Source organism: Planctomycetota bacterium (genome assembly GCA_016125255.1).
GTDB lineage: Bacteria > Planctomycetota > Phycisphaerae > Phycisphaerales > Zrk34 > RI-421.
In genome coordinates this window covers 13,306-29,753 of the sequence record WGMD01000017.1, presented here as the reverse complement: position 1 = coordinate 29,753, position 16,448 = coordinate 13,306, and the positions used below count along the sequence as shown (strand labels likewise).

General features: G+C 63.7%; 16 protein-coding genes. 7 read left to right on the top strand and 9 right to left on the bottom strand.

Annotation, left to right across the window (positions count from 1 at the left end):
* Nucleotides 1–33 precede the first annotated feature (33 nt).
* The 3 genes from GC162_13550 to GC162_13540 all read left to right on the top strand — a co-directional run bounded on the left by GC162_13550 (nucleotide 34) and on the right by GC162_13540 (nucleotide 3,433).
* Nucleotides 34–1,116, top strand: coding sequence for an ABC transporter permease subunit (locus GC162_13550; protein MBI1369665.1), 1,083 nt, complete (start codon nucleotides 34–36; stop codon nucleotides 1,114–1,116).
* Nucleotides 1,109–2,308: an ABC transporter permease subunit gene (locus GC162_13545; GenBank protein MBI1369664.1), complete on the top strand. Its 1,200-nt coding sequence runs from the start codon at nucleotides 1,109–1,111 to the stop codon at nucleotides 2,306–2,308. The genes GC162_13550 and GC162_13545 overlap by 8 nt, the downstream gene beginning before the upstream one ends.
* A gap of 66 nt (nucleotides 2,309–2,374) precedes the next feature.
* Nucleotides 2,375–3,433, top strand: a complete 1,059-nt coding sequence (locus GC162_13540; protein ID MBI1369663.1) for an ATP-binding cassette domain-containing protein — start codon at nucleotides 2,375–2,377, stop codon at nucleotides 3,431–3,433.
* Between the two features lie 121 nt (nucleotides 3,434–3,554).
* On the opposite strand, the gene GC162_13535 is transcribed toward GC162_13540, so the two are convergent.
* The 5 genes from GC162_13535 to GC162_13515 form a co-directional block, all read right to left on the bottom strand.
* On the bottom strand, nucleotides 3,555–4,958 hold the full coding sequence (locus tag GC162_13535) for a Si-specific NAD(P)(+) transhydrogenase (protein MBI1369662.1): 1,404 nt from the start codon (nucleotides 4,956–4,958) through the stop codon (nucleotides 3,555–3,557).
* Nucleotides 4,959–5,149: 191 nt separating this feature from the next.
* On the bottom strand, nucleotides 5,150–6,628 hold the full coding sequence (locus tag GC162_13530; protein ID MBI1369661.1) for an adenosylhomocysteinase: 1,479 nt from the start codon (nucleotides 6,626–6,628) through the stop codon (nucleotides 5,150–5,152).
* A 66-nt stretch (nucleotides 6,629–6,694) separates the two neighbouring features.
* Nucleotides 6,695–7,018 carry a hypothetical protein gene (locus GC162_13525; protein ID MBI1369660.1) on the bottom strand — a complete coding sequence of 108 codons (324 nt, stop codon included), beginning with the start codon at nucleotides 7,016–7,018 and terminating at the stop codon, nucleotides 6,695–6,697.
* Between the two features lies 1 nt (nucleotide 7,019).
* Nucleotides 7,020–7,436, bottom strand: a complete 417-nt coding sequence (locus tag GC162_13520; protein MBI1369659.1) for a HEPN domain-containing protein — start codon at nucleotides 7,434–7,436, stop codon at nucleotides 7,020–7,022.
* Nucleotides 7,436–8,383 (bottom strand): metalloregulator ArsR/SmtB family transcription factor, encoded by a 948-nt coding sequence (locus GC162_13515; protein ID MBI1369658.1) that lies wholly within the window; start codon nucleotides 8,381–8,383, stop codon nucleotides 7,436–7,438. The genes GC162_13520 and GC162_13515 overlap by 1 nt, the downstream gene beginning before the upstream one ends.
* Nucleotides 8,384–8,598: 215 nt before the next feature.
* On the opposite strand from GC162_13515, the gene GC162_13510 reads away from it, so the two are divergent.
* Entirely contained in the window at nucleotides 8,599–10,155 is a 1,557-nt protein-coding gene (locus GC162_13510) for a hypothetical protein (protein MBI1369657.1), read from the top strand.
* 46 nt (nucleotides 10,156–10,201) lie between these two features.
* The gene (locus tag GC162_13505; GenBank protein MBI1369656.1) at nucleotides 10,202–11,320 is read left to right on the top strand and encodes an FAD-dependent oxidoreductase; all 1,119 of its coding nucleotides are present in this window, start codon (nucleotides 10,202–10,204) and stop codon (nucleotides 11,318–11,320) included.
* An 82-nt stretch (nucleotides 11,321–11,402) separates the two neighbouring features.
* On the opposite strand, the gene GC162_13500 is transcribed toward GC162_13505, so the two are convergent.
* Together GC162_13500 and GC162_13495 are read right to left on the bottom strand one after the other, a co-directional pair.
* On the bottom strand, nucleotides 11,403–11,747 hold the full coding sequence (locus tag GC162_13500; protein ID MBI1369655.1) for a hypothetical protein: 345 nt from the start codon (nucleotides 11,745–11,747) through the stop codon (nucleotides 11,403–11,405).
* Nucleotides 11,748–11,915: 168 nt separating this feature from the next.
* Nucleotides 11,916–12,638 carry a tetratricopeptide repeat protein gene (locus tag GC162_13495; protein MBI1369654.1) on the bottom strand — a complete coding sequence of 241 codons (723 nt, stop codon included), beginning with the start codon at nucleotides 12,636–12,638 and terminating at the stop codon, nucleotides 11,916–11,918.
* Nucleotides 12,639–12,714: 76 nt separating this feature from the next.
* Between GC162_13495 and GC162_13490 the strand changes: the two genes are divergently transcribed.
* The gene (locus GC162_13490; GenBank protein MBI1369653.1) at nucleotides 12,715–13,110 is read left to right on the top strand and encodes a hypothetical protein; all 396 of its coding nucleotides are present in this window, start codon (nucleotides 12,715–12,717) and stop codon (nucleotides 13,108–13,110) included.
* A complete protein-coding gene (locus GC162_13485) occupies nucleotides 13,107–14,501 on the top strand; it encodes a hypothetical protein (GenBank protein MBI1369652.1) in 1,395 nt (464 codons plus the stop codon). Before GC162_13490 ends, GC162_13485 begins: the two co-directional genes overlap by 4 nt.
* 31 nt (nucleotides 14,502–14,532) lie before the next feature.
* Here GC162_13485 and GC162_13480 read toward each other — a convergent pair whose 3' ends face one another.
* Together GC162_13480 and GC162_13475 are read right to left on the bottom strand one after the other, a co-directional pair.
* The gene (locus GC162_13480) at nucleotides 14,533–15,024 is read right to left on the bottom strand and encodes a zinc-ribbon domain-containing protein (protein ID MBI1369651.1); all 492 of its coding nucleotides are present in this window, start codon (nucleotides 15,022–15,024) and stop codon (nucleotides 14,533–14,535) included.
* 119 nt (nucleotides 15,025–15,143) lie between these two features.
* Nucleotides 15,144–16,418, bottom strand: a complete 1,275-nt coding sequence (locus GC162_13475) for a cofactor-independent phosphoglycerate mutase (GenBank protein MBI1369650.1) — start codon at nucleotides 16,416–16,418, stop codon at nucleotides 15,144–15,146.
* Nucleotides 16,419–16,448 lie beyond the last annotated feature (30 nt).

Below are 16,448 nucleotides of genomic sequence, written 5' to 3'. Positions count from 1 at the left end.
TGCAGAACGAATTGATCAGACCGGCATTCCGATATGACCACTTACATTATTCGCCGACTTTTACTGATGATTCCGACACTGATCGGGATCACGGCGGTGACGTTTTTCGTCATGGGATTGTCGCCCGGCGGGGTCGGCGGGTCGCTGCTCAACGAGTTCGGCGAGATGGAGGCGGAGAAGGCCAAGGCGCTCAAGGAGTATTACAACCGGCGTTACGGGCTCGATAAGCCGCTGATCGTGCAGTACGGGCGCTGGCTCAATCAGATTTCACCGCTGGGATTTCGCACGGAGGATACGCCGGAAGGGATGAAGTTCGGTTCTTTCGGATTCAAGTGGCCGGACCTGGGCAAGAGCTTTTCCAAGGGTCGGTCGGTGGTCGAACTCTATAAGGAAGCGTTGCCGGTGACGCTGCTGCTGAACGTGGTGACGACGCCGATCATCTATTTCATCGCGATCATCACGGGCATTTACTCGGCGCGTCATCGGGGAAAGCTGCTGGACGTGGGGTCGGGCGTGCTGCTTCTGGGGACATGGTCGATTCCGACGATCTGGTCGGGGGTGATGCTGATCGGTTTTTTCGCGAGCCGGGAGTATTGGTATTGGTTTCCCTCGGCGGGGCTCAGTTCGACGTTGGCGCAGTCGATGCCGTTTTTGCCGACGTGGTCGGATGCGGGATTCGTGCCGGGATGGCTGCTGGATCGGTGCTGGCATCTGGTGTTGCCGGTGGCGTGTCTGACGTACGGAGGGTTCGCGTTTTTATCGAAGCTGATGCGTTCGGCGATGCTCGAGAATCTTTCCGCCGACTTCGTCCGCACCGCGCGGGCGAAGGGCTTGTCGGAACGCGTCGTGCTCTGGCGTCATGCTTTTCGCAACAGTCTGCTGCCGCTGATCACGATGGCGGCGAACATCGTGCCGGGGCTCTTGGCGGGGTCGGTCATTGTCGAGAGCATCTTTTCGATTCCGGGGATGGGGCTCTTGACGATCGACGCCATCCACGCGCGCGACCGCGAGCTGGTGCTGGCGGGGGCGCTGGTGGCGGGCATTTTGAGCATGGTGAGCATTCTGATCGCGGACCTGTGCTACGTGCTGGCGGATCCGAGGGTCAGCTATGAGTGAAGCCGCCGTCGCCATCACTGTTCCGCCCCGCCGCCGCACGTACACGCAGCAGGTCATCGCCGGCACGTTCGCGCGCCCCGGCGCGAAGATCGGCATCGTGTTCATCATCCTCATCGCCTTCTGCGCCGTCTTCGCCCCGTTCCTCGCCAACACGCATCCGTTCGTCATGCGCACCAAAGACGGCACGCTGAGCTTCCCGCTCTTCCGCTTCCTCGAACCGTCGGATGTGGTGCTTTTGATCTTCACGCCCAGCGCGATCGTGCTGTACCTCCTCGGCGGCTGGTCGGCGACGATACGCTGGCTCATCCTGCTGGGCGTGCTGGCGGTCAGCATTCCGCTGTGCATCTTCTTCGTGAAGCCGCCGGAGACTGTCGTCGGCGGATACGAGCGGTATCGACAGATGACGCGCGACGGCGCAATCGCGTTCGCCATCTACGCACCGCTTCCCTATTCGCCGACGGACCGGCTGCGTGATGAGCCCGATGCGCGGCTCCAGCCGCCCAATCGCACGCACTGGTTCGGCACGGAGACGAACGGCGGCGATGTGCTGTCGCGCATGATTCACGCCTGCCGCATCGCTCTGGCCGTCGGATTCATCGCCACGGGCATCGCGCTGGTCATCGGCATCTTCCTCGGCGGGCTCATGGGCTACTTCTCCGGCATGGCGGACCTTCTGGGCATGCGCCTTGTCGAAGTCTTCGAGGCCATCCCGCAGTTGTATCTGCTGCTGACTTTCGTCGCGTTTTTCCCGAGAAATCTCTACATCATGATGGCGATCATCGGGCTGACAAGCTGGACGGGCTATGCGCGGTTCGTCCGGGCCGAGTTCCTGAAGCTGCGCAAGCAGGATTACGTGCAGGCGGCGATCGCGTGCGGGCTGCCGCTGCGATCGATTCTTTTCCGCCATATGCTGCCCAACGGCGTCGCGCCGGTGCTTGTCACCGCCAGCTTCGGCGTCGCCAGCGCGATTCTCGCCGAGGCGTTCCTGAGCTTCCTGGGTCTGGGCCTGGTCGATGAGCCGAGTTGGGGCGAGATGCTCAGTCAGGCCGTCGGATCGACCGGCGGATTCCACTGGTGGATCGCGACCTTCCCGGGCATGGCGATCTTCGTCACGGTCTTCGCGTACAACCTCATCGGCGAAGCATTACGCGACGCGATCGATCCGCATCTCAAGAAGGCGGCGCACTTGTGAGGATCACACGCCGACGCTGAGTGGCGCTTCGCCACGAAGCGTCTGGTCGTCTGATATACTCAAGTCATGACCGACACCCCGCTGCTGAAAATCGAAGACCTCGCCGTGACGTTCGACACGAGCGCGGGTTTGGTGCGGGCGGTCAACGGGGTGAACCTGACGATTTATCCGAAGCAGACGCTGGCGGTCGTGGGCGAATCGGGGTGCGGCAAGAGCGTGTCGGCGATGTCGACGCTTCAGCTCATTCCCACGCCGCCGGGCAAGTACGAGCGCGGGCGGATCACCTTCGCACACGAGGACGGGCGCGTGCTGGACCTGCTGACGCAGAGCGAAAAGCAGATGCAGACGATCCGGGGGAATCAGATCGCCATGGTCTTTCAGGAGCCGATGACGTCGCTCAATCCGGTGTACACGATCGGCGACCAGATCATCGAAGCGGTGATGCTGCATCAGAAGGTCAAGCAGATTCAGGCGATCGACGTCGCGGAGCAGGCGCTTAAGGATGTGGGCATCGCGGAGGCGCGGCGGCGGCTTGACGAATATCCGCATCAGCTTTCGGGGGGCATGCGGCAGCGGATCATGATCGCGATGGCGCTGGCGTGCAAGCCGCGGCTGCTGCTGGCGGACGAGCCGACGACGGCGCTGGATGTGACGATTCAGGCGCAGATTCTCGAACTGCTGCGCACGCTTCAATCGCGCCACGGCATGAGCATCATGCTCATCACGCACGACCTGGGCGTCGTCGCCGAGAACGCCGACGTCGTCGCCGTGATGTACGCCGGCCGGGTCGTCGAGTACGGATCGGTGCATGACGTGTTCAACAATCCGCTGCATCCGTACACGCGCGGGCTCTTCCGGTCGATCCCGAAGCTGGGCGAAACGGCGCATCGACTGGCGACGATTCCGGGACAGGTGCCCAATCCGGCGCACTTGCCGAGCGGCTGCCCGTTTCATCCGCGCTGCGATGCGATGAAGGGCGACGCGAGCTGTCGGACGGACGACCCGCCGCTGCTGGAGATCACCGCCGGTCACTGGGCCGCCTGCTGGCACGTCGAGGGATACGCGCAGGGCCAGCGCACGCGGCCCGACGTGAGCTACCGCCGGCCGGAGCCGCAGCCGGCCTGAACCGCGGCTGTCTTGTTCGTCATGGGTTTTGGATGAGGTGTTTTCCGGCGATGCGTTGGCCGCGCCGCGTGACCGAGTCGCGGTTGATGGAAGCGACGCCCCGTTGAAGCGGTCGGGCCGGTCAGACGAGGGCGATCTTGTTGGCGCCGTTGAGGGCGGCGACCTTGTAGGCCTCGGCGAGGGTGGGGAAGTTGAAGACGTTGTTGATGAAGAAGTCGACGGTGCCGCCGAAGGCCATGACGGCCTGGCCGATGTGGATCAGTTCGGTCGCGCCGGTGCCGATGACGTGGACGCCGAGGATGCGGCGGTCTTCCTGATGGATGAGCAGCTTCAGGAGTCCGATGTCATCGCCGAGGAGTTGCCCGCGGGCGATTTCCTTGTACTGCGCGACGCCGGCTTCGTAGGGGACGCCCTCTTCGGTGAGCTGCTGCTCGGTTTTGCCGACCATGGAGATTTCCGGCACGGAGTACACGCCGAAGGGGAAGAGCGCGGGGATGGACATGGTGGGGGCGCCGAAGGCGTGGCAGGCGGCGAGCCGGCCCTGCTCCATGGCGGTCGACGCCAGCGCGGGGAAGCCGATCACGTCGCCGACGGCGTAGACGTGCTCGACGGCGGTGCGGTAGTGCTCATCGACATGCAGCCGCTCGCGGTCATCGAACGTAAGCCCGCACTTGTCCAGGTCCAGTTCACCGCACACGCCCTGGCGTCCGATGGAGTAGAGCAGCGTCTGGGCCTTGATCTTCTTGCCGGATTCGAGGGTCGCCTGCACGATGGCCTCCTCGCCGTTGACCGGCGGGAGTTTCTCGATTTTCTCGACCTTTTCGTTGATTCGCAGGGTGACGCCGGCGTGGCGCATGTGGTAATGAAACGCCTCGGCGATCTCGGTGTCGAGAAAGCCGAGAACCTGCGAGCGGCCTTCGATGAGGGTGACGCGGACGCCGAGCGTGGCGAAGATGCAGGCGTATTCGGTGCCGATGACCCCGCCGCCGACGACGATCATGTTCTTGGGCAGATGCGTCATCGTCAGGATGTCATCGGAGCAGAAGACCTGCTCGCCGTCGAAGGGGACATGCCCGGGCTTGGCGGGGCGCGTGCCGACGGCGATGACGAAAGTGTCGGCTCCGATGCGGTCCGTGCCCTGGTCGTGCGTCACCTGCACGGTATGGGCATCGATGAACTGGGCCCGGCCCCAGATCAGGTCGATGCCGTTGCGATCGAAGGCGTCGCGCACGACGTCCAGCTCGTTGTTGATGACGATGCGCGAGACGCTGATCAGGTCGGCGACGGTGATCTTGCGTTTGACGCGATACGACTCGCCGAAGAGCCCGCGCTTCGCCTGCCCGGTCAGATGCATCGCCGCCTCGCGCAGCGCTTTGCTCGGAATGGTGCCGGTGTTGATCTGCGCTCCGCCGACGGTCCCGGCCTTTTCAATGGCGACGACGCTCTTGCCGAGCTTGGCCGCCTGAATCGCCGCCTTCTGTCCCGCCGGTCCCGTGCCGATGACACACAAATCGTAATGACGCATCAGGTCGCCTTTCCTGTTAATCAGCCGGCCTCACCCGGGCCCATCACCCGGCGGCCTGATGGTGCGTATCGACGCATGATACCACAGCCGCCGCGCATGAGACTACCGCATCGCATCCGTCTTAACATCCATGAAAAAAGCCCCGACCGATCGGCCGGGGCTTGAACTCCGTTTTCGCTTACGAAACGCGATCAATACCGGTAATGCTCCGGCTTGTAAGGCCCTTCCACCGGCACGCCGATGTAGTCCGCCTGCGCCTGCGAGAGCTTCGTGAGCTTCACGCCCAGCTTGCCAAGGTGCAGACGCGCCACTTCCTCGTCGAGAATCTTCGGCAGCACGTACACCTTGCCCGTCTCGTACTTCATCCCGCTGAGCGTCGGCTTGCCCTTGGCGCTGAGCCACAGATCCAGCTGCGCGATCGTCTGATTCGTGAACGAAGCACTCATCACGAAGCTCGGATGCCCCGTCGCGCAGCCCAGATTCAGCAGCCGCCCTTCCGCCAGAATCAGCACGCTGTGACCATCGGGGAAGACCCACTCGTCATACTGCGGCTTGATGTTGATCTTCTTGATGCCCTTGACCTTCGCCAGCTTCGCCATCTGAATTTCATTATCGAAATGCCCGATGTTGCCGACGATCGCCTTGTCCTTCATCTTCGCCATGTGGTCCGCGGTGATGATGTCCTTGTTGCCGGTCGTCGTGATGAAAATATCCGCGAAGCTCACCACGTCCTCGACCGGCTTGACCTCGTAACCTTCCATCGCCGCCTGAAGCGCGCAGATGGGATCGATCTCATTGATGATCACGCGGGCGCCCTGACCCTTGAGCGATTGGGCGCAGCCCTTGCCCACGTCGCCGTACCCGCACACGACCGCGACCTTGCCGCTCATCATGACGTCCGTCGCGCGGTTGAGCCCGTCAATGAGCGAATGGCGGCAACCATAAAGATTGTCGAACTTGCTCTTGGTGACCGAGTCATTGACGTTGATCGCCGGGAACAGCAGCTTGCCCTTCTTGGCGAATTCGTAGAGGCGATGCACGCCGGTCGTCGTCTCTTCGCTGACGCCCTGCATCTTCTTGGCGATGGCGTTCCAGTCGATCTGCCCGAACGTGTCGTGCAGAAGATCATGGAACACGCATTCCTCTTCGCTCATCGTCTCGGGGTCCGAGGCGGGCACCGCGCCGGCGGCCGTGTACTCGACGCCCTTGTGAATGAGCAGCGTCGCGTCGCCGCCGTCGTCGACGATCAAATCCGGCCCCGAACCATCGGGCCAGAGCAGCGCTTCCTTCGTGCACCACCAGTATTCCTCGAGCGTTTCGCCCTTCCATGCGAACACCGCCACGCCCGCCGGCTTCTCGATCGTGCCCTTGGGCCCGACCGCCACCGCCGCGGCCGCCGAGTCTTGCGTGCTGAAAATGTTGCACGACACCCAGCGCACATCCGCGCCGAGTTCGACAAGCGTCTCGATCAGCACCGCCGTCTGCACCGTCATGTGCAATGAGCCCATGATCTTCGCGCCGGCCAGCGGCTTGTCCTTGCCGTACTTGGCCCGCAGCGCCATCAGGCCGGGCATTTCGTCCTCAGCGAGTCTCAGTTCCTTGCGCCCCAGCTCCGCCAGATTCAGATCGCGGACTTTGAAGGCAAGACGTTCGGTAGCAGCAGTCGTCATTGGAAAAGCTCCAGGAGTTCGAAAAAAGTTGAAGATTGATGACAATGGACAATCACCATGCAAATATCAAAGCTTCGATCGAAGTGGATGATCGAAATCATAGTTCGCAAACGATTTCTTGAGTTCCGCAGGCGCCAGCGGAAGCAAAACGGAAACCTCGGCCATGGCATCGTCGCCAGCGCGTTCTAGCAAGAAATCCCAAACTTGGTCGTGGCGGTCGGCGCGATTCATAGCAGCAAATCGCTCGTCGATCACGCGAACACGGATCGATGCAGAGTTCTGCCGATAGACCTCGGCTTTGGAGCCGGGGAATGTTTGTTCATAGGCATCGAGAGCGGCTTTTATCGCCGTTACGATTGAATCCGATTTTCCATGCAGAATGGTCGCCATATTAAAACCTCCCGATTGCCCATTGTAGCACTGCCTTGGTGGACCGTATGAAGCGATCCGCAGTACGTTCATTGCCTGGTGTCGCTTCATAGCGAAGATTGGTTGACCATGTACTGATAAATGCAAAATCACGGCTGACCTGCGCCGGCATCGTAACGCCATGCGTACGAAGCAGGGCGCGAAGCCATTCCAGATCATGCCCCCTGTTTCCGATGAATTTCGCTATCGTCTTCGGCCGCTGCTGCGAAGGCGTCGAAGCGACTAGCAAGGATTTTAAGATGCACTCCGCAGCGTAACCGGCAAGATACACTGCTGCAGTCGGTCTCTTAAGTCGTTCGAGAATCAATTCGCCATCATCCATCCGCTGAAGCGCGACGCGATAGTACCGTCGTGCATCAATGTCTTGGGGCATAGGCATTATGCTGCCCCTTTCATGGCCGACGCGGCGAAAAGGGCCGGTCCCTTCGCGGCCGGTTCGATCGGCAGCGGGATGAATCGTGCATCGGTCAGGCCGGCGTCGGTGAGCCAGCCCGTGATTTTCTTGGCGTCGAAGCCGAGCCAGACGTGGCCCATCTGCTGGCGGTATTCTTCGCGGTCGTGTTTGAGCATGTCGACGATCAGGACGCGCCCGCCGAGTTTGAGCACGCGTGCGACTTCGACCATGGCCGCGGCGGGATCGCTGATGTGGTGCAGCACCAGATAGATCGTCGCCGCATCGAGCACGCCGTCGTCGATCGGCAGCGAGGCGAGGTCGCCGCGGCGCAGTTCGATGTTGTCGAAGGCGGCGAGGCGCTTCTTCGCGGCCGTGATCATGGCGGGGGCGGAGTCGACGGCGATGACTTCCTTGACAAACGGCGCGACCGCCGCGGCGATCTGACCGGTGCCGCAACCCAGATCGCCCACGATCCACTGAGCATCGAGCAGACCGGCCAGGCCCACCAGATCGAATCGCTCGCCGAACAGGTCGGTGCGGAGTTTGTCCCATTGACCGGCCGCCGACGAGAAGAACGCCTGCGATCGCGTCTGACGCTCCGCCAGCACGCTGGCCAATCGCTGATCATCCTGCTCGGCCGAGGCGTAAAATTCGCTCTGCTCGCGGACGAGGTTCCAGAGCCGCCGGGCCGTGGGCTCCAGCTCGTCCGACGCCATGCGATACAAGCTGCTCGTCCCCTCCCGCCGCCGGCTCACCCACCGGTCATCCGCCAGCACCTTCAGATGCCGGCTCACCGTGCTCTGCGGCAACTGCAACACCGCACACAGCTCCGCCACCGTCAACTCGTGCCGCTCCAAGAGACGCAACACCCGCGCCCGCGTCACATCGGCGAGGGCGGTCATCCAATTCATCATGGCGGGGGCGGTCGTCATGGGCGGGGCCTATTCATCCGTTCATCCGGATGAAGTATTGCATCATATCCGAATCGAGTCAAACCCCCCGCCGAATTGAAAAATTGTCCCCCGCGTCGAGCGCCGCCCGTCCGGGGGCGTCTGCTATGGTGTGAAGCCCGGCAATCCGCCGCCCCGTTGAGCCGCGAGCCCACGGCGAGCGTTTGCGCCGGAGCGAACATCAGAGGGAGTCCATCATGTATCATGTTGCCAAAACATGTGTTGCGACAATTCTTGTCGGCCTCTCGTTCGGGGCGGTTCCGGGCGCGGGGGCGGGGGCGACGCCGGACCCGATGAATCTGGGGGCGGGGGCGAGCAATGCGTTCGGCGTCGATTTGTACCGGCAGTTGGTCGAGCGGCATAGGGCGGACAATGTGTTCTTCTCGCCGTGGTCGATCACCGAGGCGCTGGCGATGGCGATGCAGGGCGCCCGGGGGGCCACGGCCGAGGAAATGGGCCGGGTGTTGAACCTGCCCGACGCGCTGCGGTCGCGCGAGCCGGGGGACCGGCCGTGGGACACCGCTCATCTGAACTCGGGGCTCGGCGCGGCGGACGCCTTGATGAAGCCCCCCGCCGTCGACCCGGCGGCGCGCCAGAAGCTGGCGGCGCTTCGCAAGCAACTGGCGGACGCCCAAGCGCAGGTCGCCCGGCTGCAGGAGCGTCAGCAATGGAAGGAAGCGAACGAGGCGCAGCAGCACAGCCGCCAGCTCGCCGAGGCGATCAACGCGCTCGCGCCGACGATTGATCCGTACGAACTGAACGTCGCCAATGCGCTGTGGGGCGAGCGGACGTATCCGTTCGATCCGAGCTACGTCGATGCGATCGACAAAGCGTTCGGCACGGCGGGCGTGTTCAATGTCGACTTCCGCCATGACTTCCCCGCCGCGCGGAAGCGCATCAATGAGTGGGCCGCTCTGAAAACCCACGACCGCATCAAGGACATCATCCCCGAACTCGACCCCGACGAAGCGAAGTTGCTTCGGCTCATCCTTACCAATGCGATCTACTTCAAAGGCGAATGGTCCACGCCGTTCGATGCGAAGAACACGAACGACGCGCCGTTCGCGCTCGCCGATGGCAACAAAGCGATGGCGAAGATGATGCACGCGGAGGAAATGGGCGGCGGGCGGTACGGGGCGTTTGATGCGACGGGCGCGCTGTTCGACACGCCGCGGCGGATCGCGCGCGGTCAGACGAAGGGGCTGTACCCCGAGCCGGGCGGATTCGCCATGGTGGATCTGCCGTACAAGGGCGGGGCGCTGTCGATGATCGTGATCGCGCCCGATCGGGCGGACGGCTTGCCGGCGATCGAGAAGATGATGACCAGCGGGAAACTGGCGACATGGATCGGCCAGTTACAGAAGCGCCAGGTCAATGTGAATCTGCCGCGATTCAAGCTCGAAACGGAGTACGCGCTGGGCGAGCCGCTGATGGCGATGGGCATGAAGCGGGCGTTCACGGACCCGCGCGATGCGGCGGGCGGGGCGGACTTTTCGGGCATGACCACCAGCACCGATCCGCAGGATCGGCTCTACATCACCGGCGTGCTGCACAAGGCCTTCGTCGAGGTCAACGAAAAAGGCACCGAGGCGGCGGCGGTCACGGCGGTCATGATGGCCGGGACGCTCTCGGCCCCGATCGACGAGCCGTTCACCCCGACCTTCAGCGCCGACCGCCCGTTCATGTACCTCATCCGCCACAACGCCACCGGGGCGATCGTCTTCATGGGCCGCATGACGCACCCGACGAATTGACGGCTGTTCACCAAACCCGCCCCGCCGCCGCGGCGTAACAAGGGGCATGACCCATCAAAAACGCGACCTGGTCGTCGTCGGGGGCTCGTTCGCCGGTCTGGCCTGCGCACAGGCGGCCGCATCGCGCGGGCTCGATACGCTCGTGCTCGAACGGCGACTTTCGCCCGGCCAGTCGCCGCATACGACCGGGCTGCTCGTCAAGGAAGTCGCCGACGAATGGGACGTGCCCCGCTCGATGACCCGCAAAATCCACGGCGTGCGGCTCTACAGCCCGTCGATGCATCACGTCGATCTGACGCGCCCCGGCTACTACTTCCTCGCCACCGACACCACCGCCCTGTTGCGATGGTGGGCGGATCAGGCGCGCTCGGCCGGCGCGGAAGTGCGATGCAAATCGCCGTATGTCGGTGCGACCCATGACGGTGACCGCATCACATTGAATCGGTCGCCGATCGTGTGCGATTATCTGGTCGGGGCGGACGGGGCGCGGTCGCGCGTGGCGGAGGATTTTTCGCTGGGGCGCAATCGTCATCTGCTCGCGGGCATCGAGGCGGAGTACGAAGGCGTGCGCGACATCGATGAAGATCGCCTGCACGTGTTTCTCGATTCGCAGCTCGCGCCGGGGTACATCGCATGGGCGGTGCCGGGCGTGAACGGGATCACGCAGGTCGGCCTCGCCGCGAAGAAGCCCTGCCGACTCGATCTCGATGCGTTCGTGACGAAACTGCGCCGGGTGTTCAACTTCGACGATGCGAAGATCGTCGGTCATCGCGCGGGGGTGATTCCCGTCGGCGGACCGGTGCGGCGGATGAGCACGCGGCGCGTCATGCTCGTCGGCGATGCGGCCGGTCTCGTCTCGCCGCTCACCGCCGGGGGCATTCACACCGCGATCCACTACGGGCGGCTCGCCGGCGTGGCGATCTGCGATCATCTGCTCGACGCCGGTCCCGACCCGGCCCGCGCGATTCGCCGGGAATTGCCGACGTTTTTGTTCAAACGCCTCATGCGCTTCGCCTTCGACCGCCGACCGGCGAATTGGGTGTACGACCTGGCGATCGACAGCCCGGCGGCGATGAAGCTCGCACAGATCGTGTTCTACCACCACCGCGGACTGCTCAGTCCGCTCGTGTGGCGCGAAATGGTTTGGGGCGCGCGCTCAGTGTGAAGCCGCGACCGACGGTCGCGCTCTTCGCATTCGTCAAATCATGAAAGGGAAGCGCGACCGGCGGTCGCGGCTTTACAGCGGGTCAGCCGAACATCTGCGGCGGGACGGGGGCGTCGGACCAGTCGCCGGCGGTGATCTGAAATCCGCGGAGCTTCTCCAGCTCCGCGAGCACCAGCTTGACGTGCCGGTCGACGGTATGCGGGTCGGCATCGTTCTGACCGGCGCCGCAGAGGCAATGCTCGACGATCAGCTCGCGGATGGGGTGCTGAAGGTGGCGCACCGGCTGATCATGCGAATCGCAGACGAGCGCGATGATCTGCGGCGCGCATCGGCGCAGCTTGTCGCGCCAGGCCGCATCGGCATATTGATCGATCGAAGCCAGAAGTTGCGATTGAAGTTCGGGATTGAGATGGAACTGCGTGTTCATGTCGGGCATCCTCTCAGAAGGAAACAGCCGGGCGTTTTCCGACGACGTTCCTTTTCCCGTCATTAGATCATAGGTCCGAAAACCGGCCGGCCCACTGTCGGCGCGAAAAATGGAGCAAAATATCCAAAATTCGTTTCGGCCGGCGGAACGGGGGGCGAAACGGGCGGATTACTCGATAGGATCGGGCGGGAGCGCGATGGTCGGCCCGGGGACGAGGCCGTGGGCGCGGATGGCGTCGGCGAGGCCGGGCGTGGTCGGGTCGATGCCGTAGGCGATCTGAAGTTCGTGCAGGGCGGCGTCGCGGGCGTTGATCGAATCGTAAAAATCGGCGAACGCCAGGTAGGGCGCGGTGTCGGTCTTGGGGGCGACTTTGATGGCGTTCTGGTAGGCCTGCTTGGCCGCGTCGTGGTCGCCGGCTTTGACGAGATAGGTCGCCTGGCGGAGGTAGTCGCCGCTCTCGCCGTACTTGTCGATCACATCGCGGAGAAAGCTCATGAGCTGCGGCTGATTGCGCTGCTGATAAATCGCCTCGGCGAGGGCGTCGGTGATCTGCTGCCGGGTGGGCGCGGGGACGTACGTCTCGGGCGCCCCGGCGGACATGACCCACGGATGCCGCAGATGCGACTCGTACAGCGACAGGGCCAGCTCAAGATGCCGCTGCGCCAACCCCGGGTCCATCAGCTTCCTCAGCGCGAGCTGCCCGAGGTAGTAATGGCTCTTGTAGTCCGTGGCGTCGCGGTCGACGCATTCGGTGAACTTCGTCGTCGCGGTGTCCACGTCGCCGGCCCGGTAGGCGTCGTAGGCGTTGACGCGCACCGAGTCGACGGGCAGTTCCGACACGCACCCGCCCAGAATCATCATCATCGCCGCCAATGCCAAAGAAGCTCTCATCGGTCATGGTCCTTGCGTTGAGTGGAACGACCCAACAAGATACGCCGAGCGGGCGGCTGAAACAAGGAAGGGACTTATGCGGACCTGGGCAAGCGTCGTGCTCGAACATCGCCGGACGGACGGGGCGCATTTCGACTGGATGGTCGAAAATCCGCTCATTGCCGCCCCGGCCCCGCCGCTGGCGACCTGGCGCGTCGACGCGCCACCGGCCGATTGGACCCTCGGCCGTTCGCTGGACTTGACCCGCCTCGGCGACCACCGACGGGCGTACCTGAGCTACGAAGGCCCGATGACCCAAAACCGCGGCGAGGTGCATCGCATCGACGTCGGCTCGGTGATCGTGCGAAGCTGGACCCTCGAAGCCGCCCTGCTCCGCGTGTACTTCCGCCGCGTCAGCGCCACCATCGAACTTTCGCGGCTGACCGGCGACCGCTGGCTCGCCCGTGTCATCGAAAGTAGTCTCTACCCATGACCCGACCGACCGACATCACCATCGACGCCGCGCGTCTGTATTTCCTGCCCGTCACGACGCGCGTCCCGCTCAAGTTCGGCTCCGAATCGCTGACGAGCGTCACGTGCGCCCGCGCCGCCGTGCGCGTCAGCGATGCGAGCGGTCGAAGCGCCGAGGGCTGGGGCGAGACGCCGCTGAGCGTGCAATGGGTTTGGCCCAGCAGCAAACCGTACGAACCGCGCCACGAAGCGCTCAAACAATTCTGCATCGCGTTGACGGAAGCATGGGCTTCGTTCGATCATCGGGGTCATGCGCTGGAAATCGGCCACGCGTTCGAGCGGCATGTGCTGCACGATCTATTGGCGCGCTTCAATGCTTCGCGCGCCGCAGATGATCAATTGCCCCATCTGGCGGCGCTTCTATGCATGAGCGTCGTCGATATCGCGACGCATGACGCGTACGGCCGGTTGCATGACAAACCGGTGTACGAAACGTATCGCCGCGAATTTTTGTCGCATGACCTGTCGCATTTTCTGACGCCCGCCGAGGGCGCGGCCGTGAGCTTCGCCGGCGTGTGTCCCGATCGTTTTCTCCTTCAAAATCCGGCCAAAACGCTCCGCGCGTGGCACCTCGTCGGCGGACTGGACGCGCTGACGGCGGGCGATCTGAAAGGCGATGAACCCGATGACGGCTACCCCGTGACGCTCGAAAAATGGATCGAGCGCGACGGGCTGACGTGTCTGAAGATCAAGCTGCGGGGCAACGACGGGGCGTGGGACGAGGAGCGCCTCCGCCGCGTCGGCGCCATCGCCCGAGCACGCGGCGTCGACTGGCTCAGCGTCGATTTCAACTGCACCGTGACCGACCCCGACTACGTCAACGCCATCCTCGATCGCCTGCGCGACACGGACCCGAAGCTGTACGGCATGATTCTCTACGTCGAGCAGCCGTTCCCGTATGAACTCCGCGCGCACCCGATCGATGTGCACAGCGTGTCGGCCCGGAAGCCCTTGTTTCTCGACGAGAGCGCGCACGACTGGGAGCATGTGCGGCTCGGGCGGGCGCTGGGCTGGACGGGCGTCGCGCTTAAGACATGCAAGACGCAGACGGGGGCGCTGCTGAGTCTGTGCTGGGCGAAGGCGCACGGCATGCCGCTGATGGTGCAGGATCTGACGAACCCGATGCTGGCGATGATCCCGCATGTGCAGCTTGCGGCCCACGCGGGGACGATCATGGGCGTCGAAACCAATGCGTGCCAGTTCTACCCCGCGGCATCGGATATCGAAGCGCACGTCCACCCCGGCTTGTACCAACGGCGCGGCGGATGCGTCGATCTTTCAACAATCCGTGGGGCGGGGTTCGGGTATCGAATTGAGGAGATGCGACGTGATCTGGGAACCGGGGTCGCGTAGCGACCCGGTTACAGGCGACGTGTGACGTGCCTCACTCTTTGGACTTGCGCTTGAACAGGCCCTTGAGTTTGCCAAGCATGGCGGAGGCGGCGCCTTCTTCGACTTCGACTTCGCCCTTTTCCGTGCCGAGTTTTTTGCCGGCTTTGACGTTGAACCCGCACTGGATGCAGATCACCGCGCCGTCGGCGAGGGGCGCGCCGCACGAGGGGCAGCCGCCTTCGGGCACGGCCGGCTCGGGCGCTTTGGCGGGTACGTCCATGAAACTGATGTCATCGGTGTCGATGGCGGGCGGCTTGGGCTCGGCGGGTTTGGCTTTGGGAGGGGGCGGCGGCGGCGGGGCCAGATGCGAGGGCGTGTCGGCGAATTCCAGTTCAAGCGGGCCCAGGCCGTCGTCTTCGACGGGCGGCTTGTCGGGGATGCGCATGACGTGACCGCACTTGCACTTGACCTTTTTGCCGGCCAGCGATTCCTTCCATGCGTACTGTTTGCCGCATCCCTCGCAGACGATTTTCGGCTCGCTCATGAACGGGCTCCCACGGCGGAGAGTTTCCCGGAACGTGAACGAAACGTCAAGGCAAACACGCCGCCCGTTCGACACGCTCACGGCAAGAAGCGGCGTCGCTGAACAGCAACTTCCGGGGGTCAAAGCCCGCTGCGGAGGAAGAACTCCATCAGTTCGTGGCCGTACTCGATGTGCAGGTCCGAGTGGATGGCGTTTTCTTCGGTGAAGGGCTGATGGCGGACGCCGGTGATGTTTTTGCCCGCCATGCAGAACGGCGGCGGGGTCGGGTCGTGCTTGCGCGTCTCGACGCAGGTGTAATGATCGGGCATGAGCAGCACGCGCCAGCCCTCGTCATACGTCTTGAGCTTCTTGAGAATCGGCGCGACGATGTGTTTGTCGATCGCTTCGATGCTCGCCACTTTCGTCGCCGCGTCGGCCTGATGACTCGCCTCGTCGGGCGCTTCGATGTGCACCGCGACCACGTCGTAGTGATCGAGCGCGTCGCAGGCGACCTGGCCTTTGCCGATGTAGTTGGTGTCGTGGTAGCCGGTGATCCCGTCGACGTGGAGCCGGTCCCATCCGATCAGCGCGGCGATGCCGGCGAGGAGGTCCACGGCTGTGATCATCGCCCCGCGCAGACCGAAACGCTTCTCAAACGAATCGATCACGCGCGGCGTGCCCTGGCCCCAGAGCCAGACATGCGTCGCCTCCCGCTCGCCCATCTCGCGACGCGTCATGTTCACTTCGTGATTGGCGAACAGCTCGGCGCTGGCGGCGATGAGCTTCTGAATCAGCGCGGCGTGCTCGCCGCCCTTGGGCAGATACTTGCGGATCGCCTCGCCGGGAATGTCGTGCGGCGGCGTGGTGATCAATTCGTCATATGTCCGCCCGGAGCGATCGACCATGATGTTGCGGTAGCTCACACCCGGATAAAAATCCAAACCGTCGGCCAGACCGCTGGATTGAATCATCGCCGCGAAGTCGGCCAGGAGCCGCCGGCCCTCGGGGCTTTGAATGTGACCGGCGGAGTGGTCGGCCATCTCGCCGTCGATCACCGTCACGAGATTGCAGCGGAAGACCCATTGACCCGGCTCGATGGGCAGGCCCATCGCCGCCGCCTCCAGCGGGGCGCGGCCGGGGTGATACTGCACCGGGTCATAACCGAGCAGGGCCATCGAGCAGATGTCCGAACCGGCGGCGTAACCCTCCGGCGTCGTGGCGACGGTGCCTTGACGACCTTCGATGGCGATCGCGTCGATGTTCGGCTTGCGGGCGACCTGGAACGGGGTCCGCCCCTCCAATGCCTCAAGCGGATGATCCGCCGCCCCGTCGGGAAGAATGATCGCGTATTTCATGGCGGGATTATAGCGATTGACCCTCCGCCCGTTGCCCCGCCCCGCCGACGCTTTTATCATGGCAACCCTCAACTCCACCGCGACGAACCG

What these genes read in the sequence shown, in the direction of transcription:
- GC162_13550 (MBI1369665.1), top strand. Translation starts at nt 34, where the DNA reads ATGACCACTTACATTATTCGCCGACTTTTACTGATGATTCCGACACTG.
- GC162_13545 (MBI1369664.1), top strand. Translation starts at nt 1,109, where the DNA reads ATGAGTGAAGCCGCCGTCGCCATCACTGTTCCGCCCCGCCGCCGCACG.
- GC162_13540 (MBI1369663.1), top strand. Translation starts at nt 2,375, where the DNA reads ATGACCGACACCCCGCTGCTGAAAATCGAAGACCTCGCCGTGACGTTC.
- GC162_13535 (MBI1369662.1), bottom strand. Translation starts at nt 4,958, where the DNA reads ATGCGTCATTACGATTTGTGTGTCATCGGCACGGGACCGGCGGGACAG.
- GC162_13530 (MBI1369661.1), bottom strand. Translation starts at nt 6,628, where the DNA reads ATGACGACTGCTGCTACCGAACGTCTTGCCTTCAAAGTCCGCGATCTG.
- GC162_13525 (MBI1369660.1), bottom strand. Translation starts at nt 7,018, where the DNA reads ATGGCGACCATTCTGCATGGAAAATCGGATTCAATCGTAACGGCGATA.
- GC162_13520 (MBI1369659.1), bottom strand. Translation starts at nt 7,436, where the DNA reads ATGCCTATGCCCCAAGACATTGATGCACGACGGTACTATCGCGTCGCG.
- GC162_13515 (MBI1369658.1), bottom strand. Translation starts at nt 8,383, where the DNA reads ATGACGACCGCCCCCGCCATGATGAATTGGATGACCGCCCTCGCCGAT.
- GC162_13510 (MBI1369657.1), top strand. Translation starts at nt 8,599, where the DNA reads ATGTATCATGTTGCCAAAACATGTGTTGCGACAATTCTTGTCGGCCTC.
- GC162_13505 (MBI1369656.1), top strand. Translation starts at nt 10,202, where the DNA reads ATGACCCATCAAAAACGCGACCTGGTCGTCGTCGGGGGCTCGTTCGCC.
- GC162_13500 (MBI1369655.1), bottom strand. Translation starts at nt 11,747, where the DNA reads ATGAACACGCAGTTCCATCTCAATCCCGAACTTCAATCGCAACTTCTG.
- GC162_13495 (MBI1369654.1), bottom strand. Translation starts at nt 12,638, where the DNA reads ATGAGAGCTTCTTTGGCATTGGCGGCGATGATGATGATTCTGGGCGGG.
- GC162_13490 (MBI1369653.1), top strand. Translation starts at nt 12,715, where the DNA reads ATGCGGACCTGGGCAAGCGTCGTGCTCGAACATCGCCGGACGGACGGG.
- GC162_13485 (MBI1369652.1), top strand. Translation starts at nt 13,107, where the DNA reads ATGACCCGACCGACCGACATCACCATCGACGCCGCGCGTCTGTATTTC.
- GC162_13480 (MBI1369651.1), bottom strand. Translation starts at nt 15,024, where the DNA reads ATGAGCGAGCCGAAAATCGTCTGCGAGGGATGCGGCAAACAGTACGCA.
- GC162_13475 (MBI1369650.1), bottom strand. Translation starts at nt 16,418, where the DNA reads ATGATAAAAGCGTCGGCGGGGCGGGGCAACGGGCGGAGGGTCAATCGC.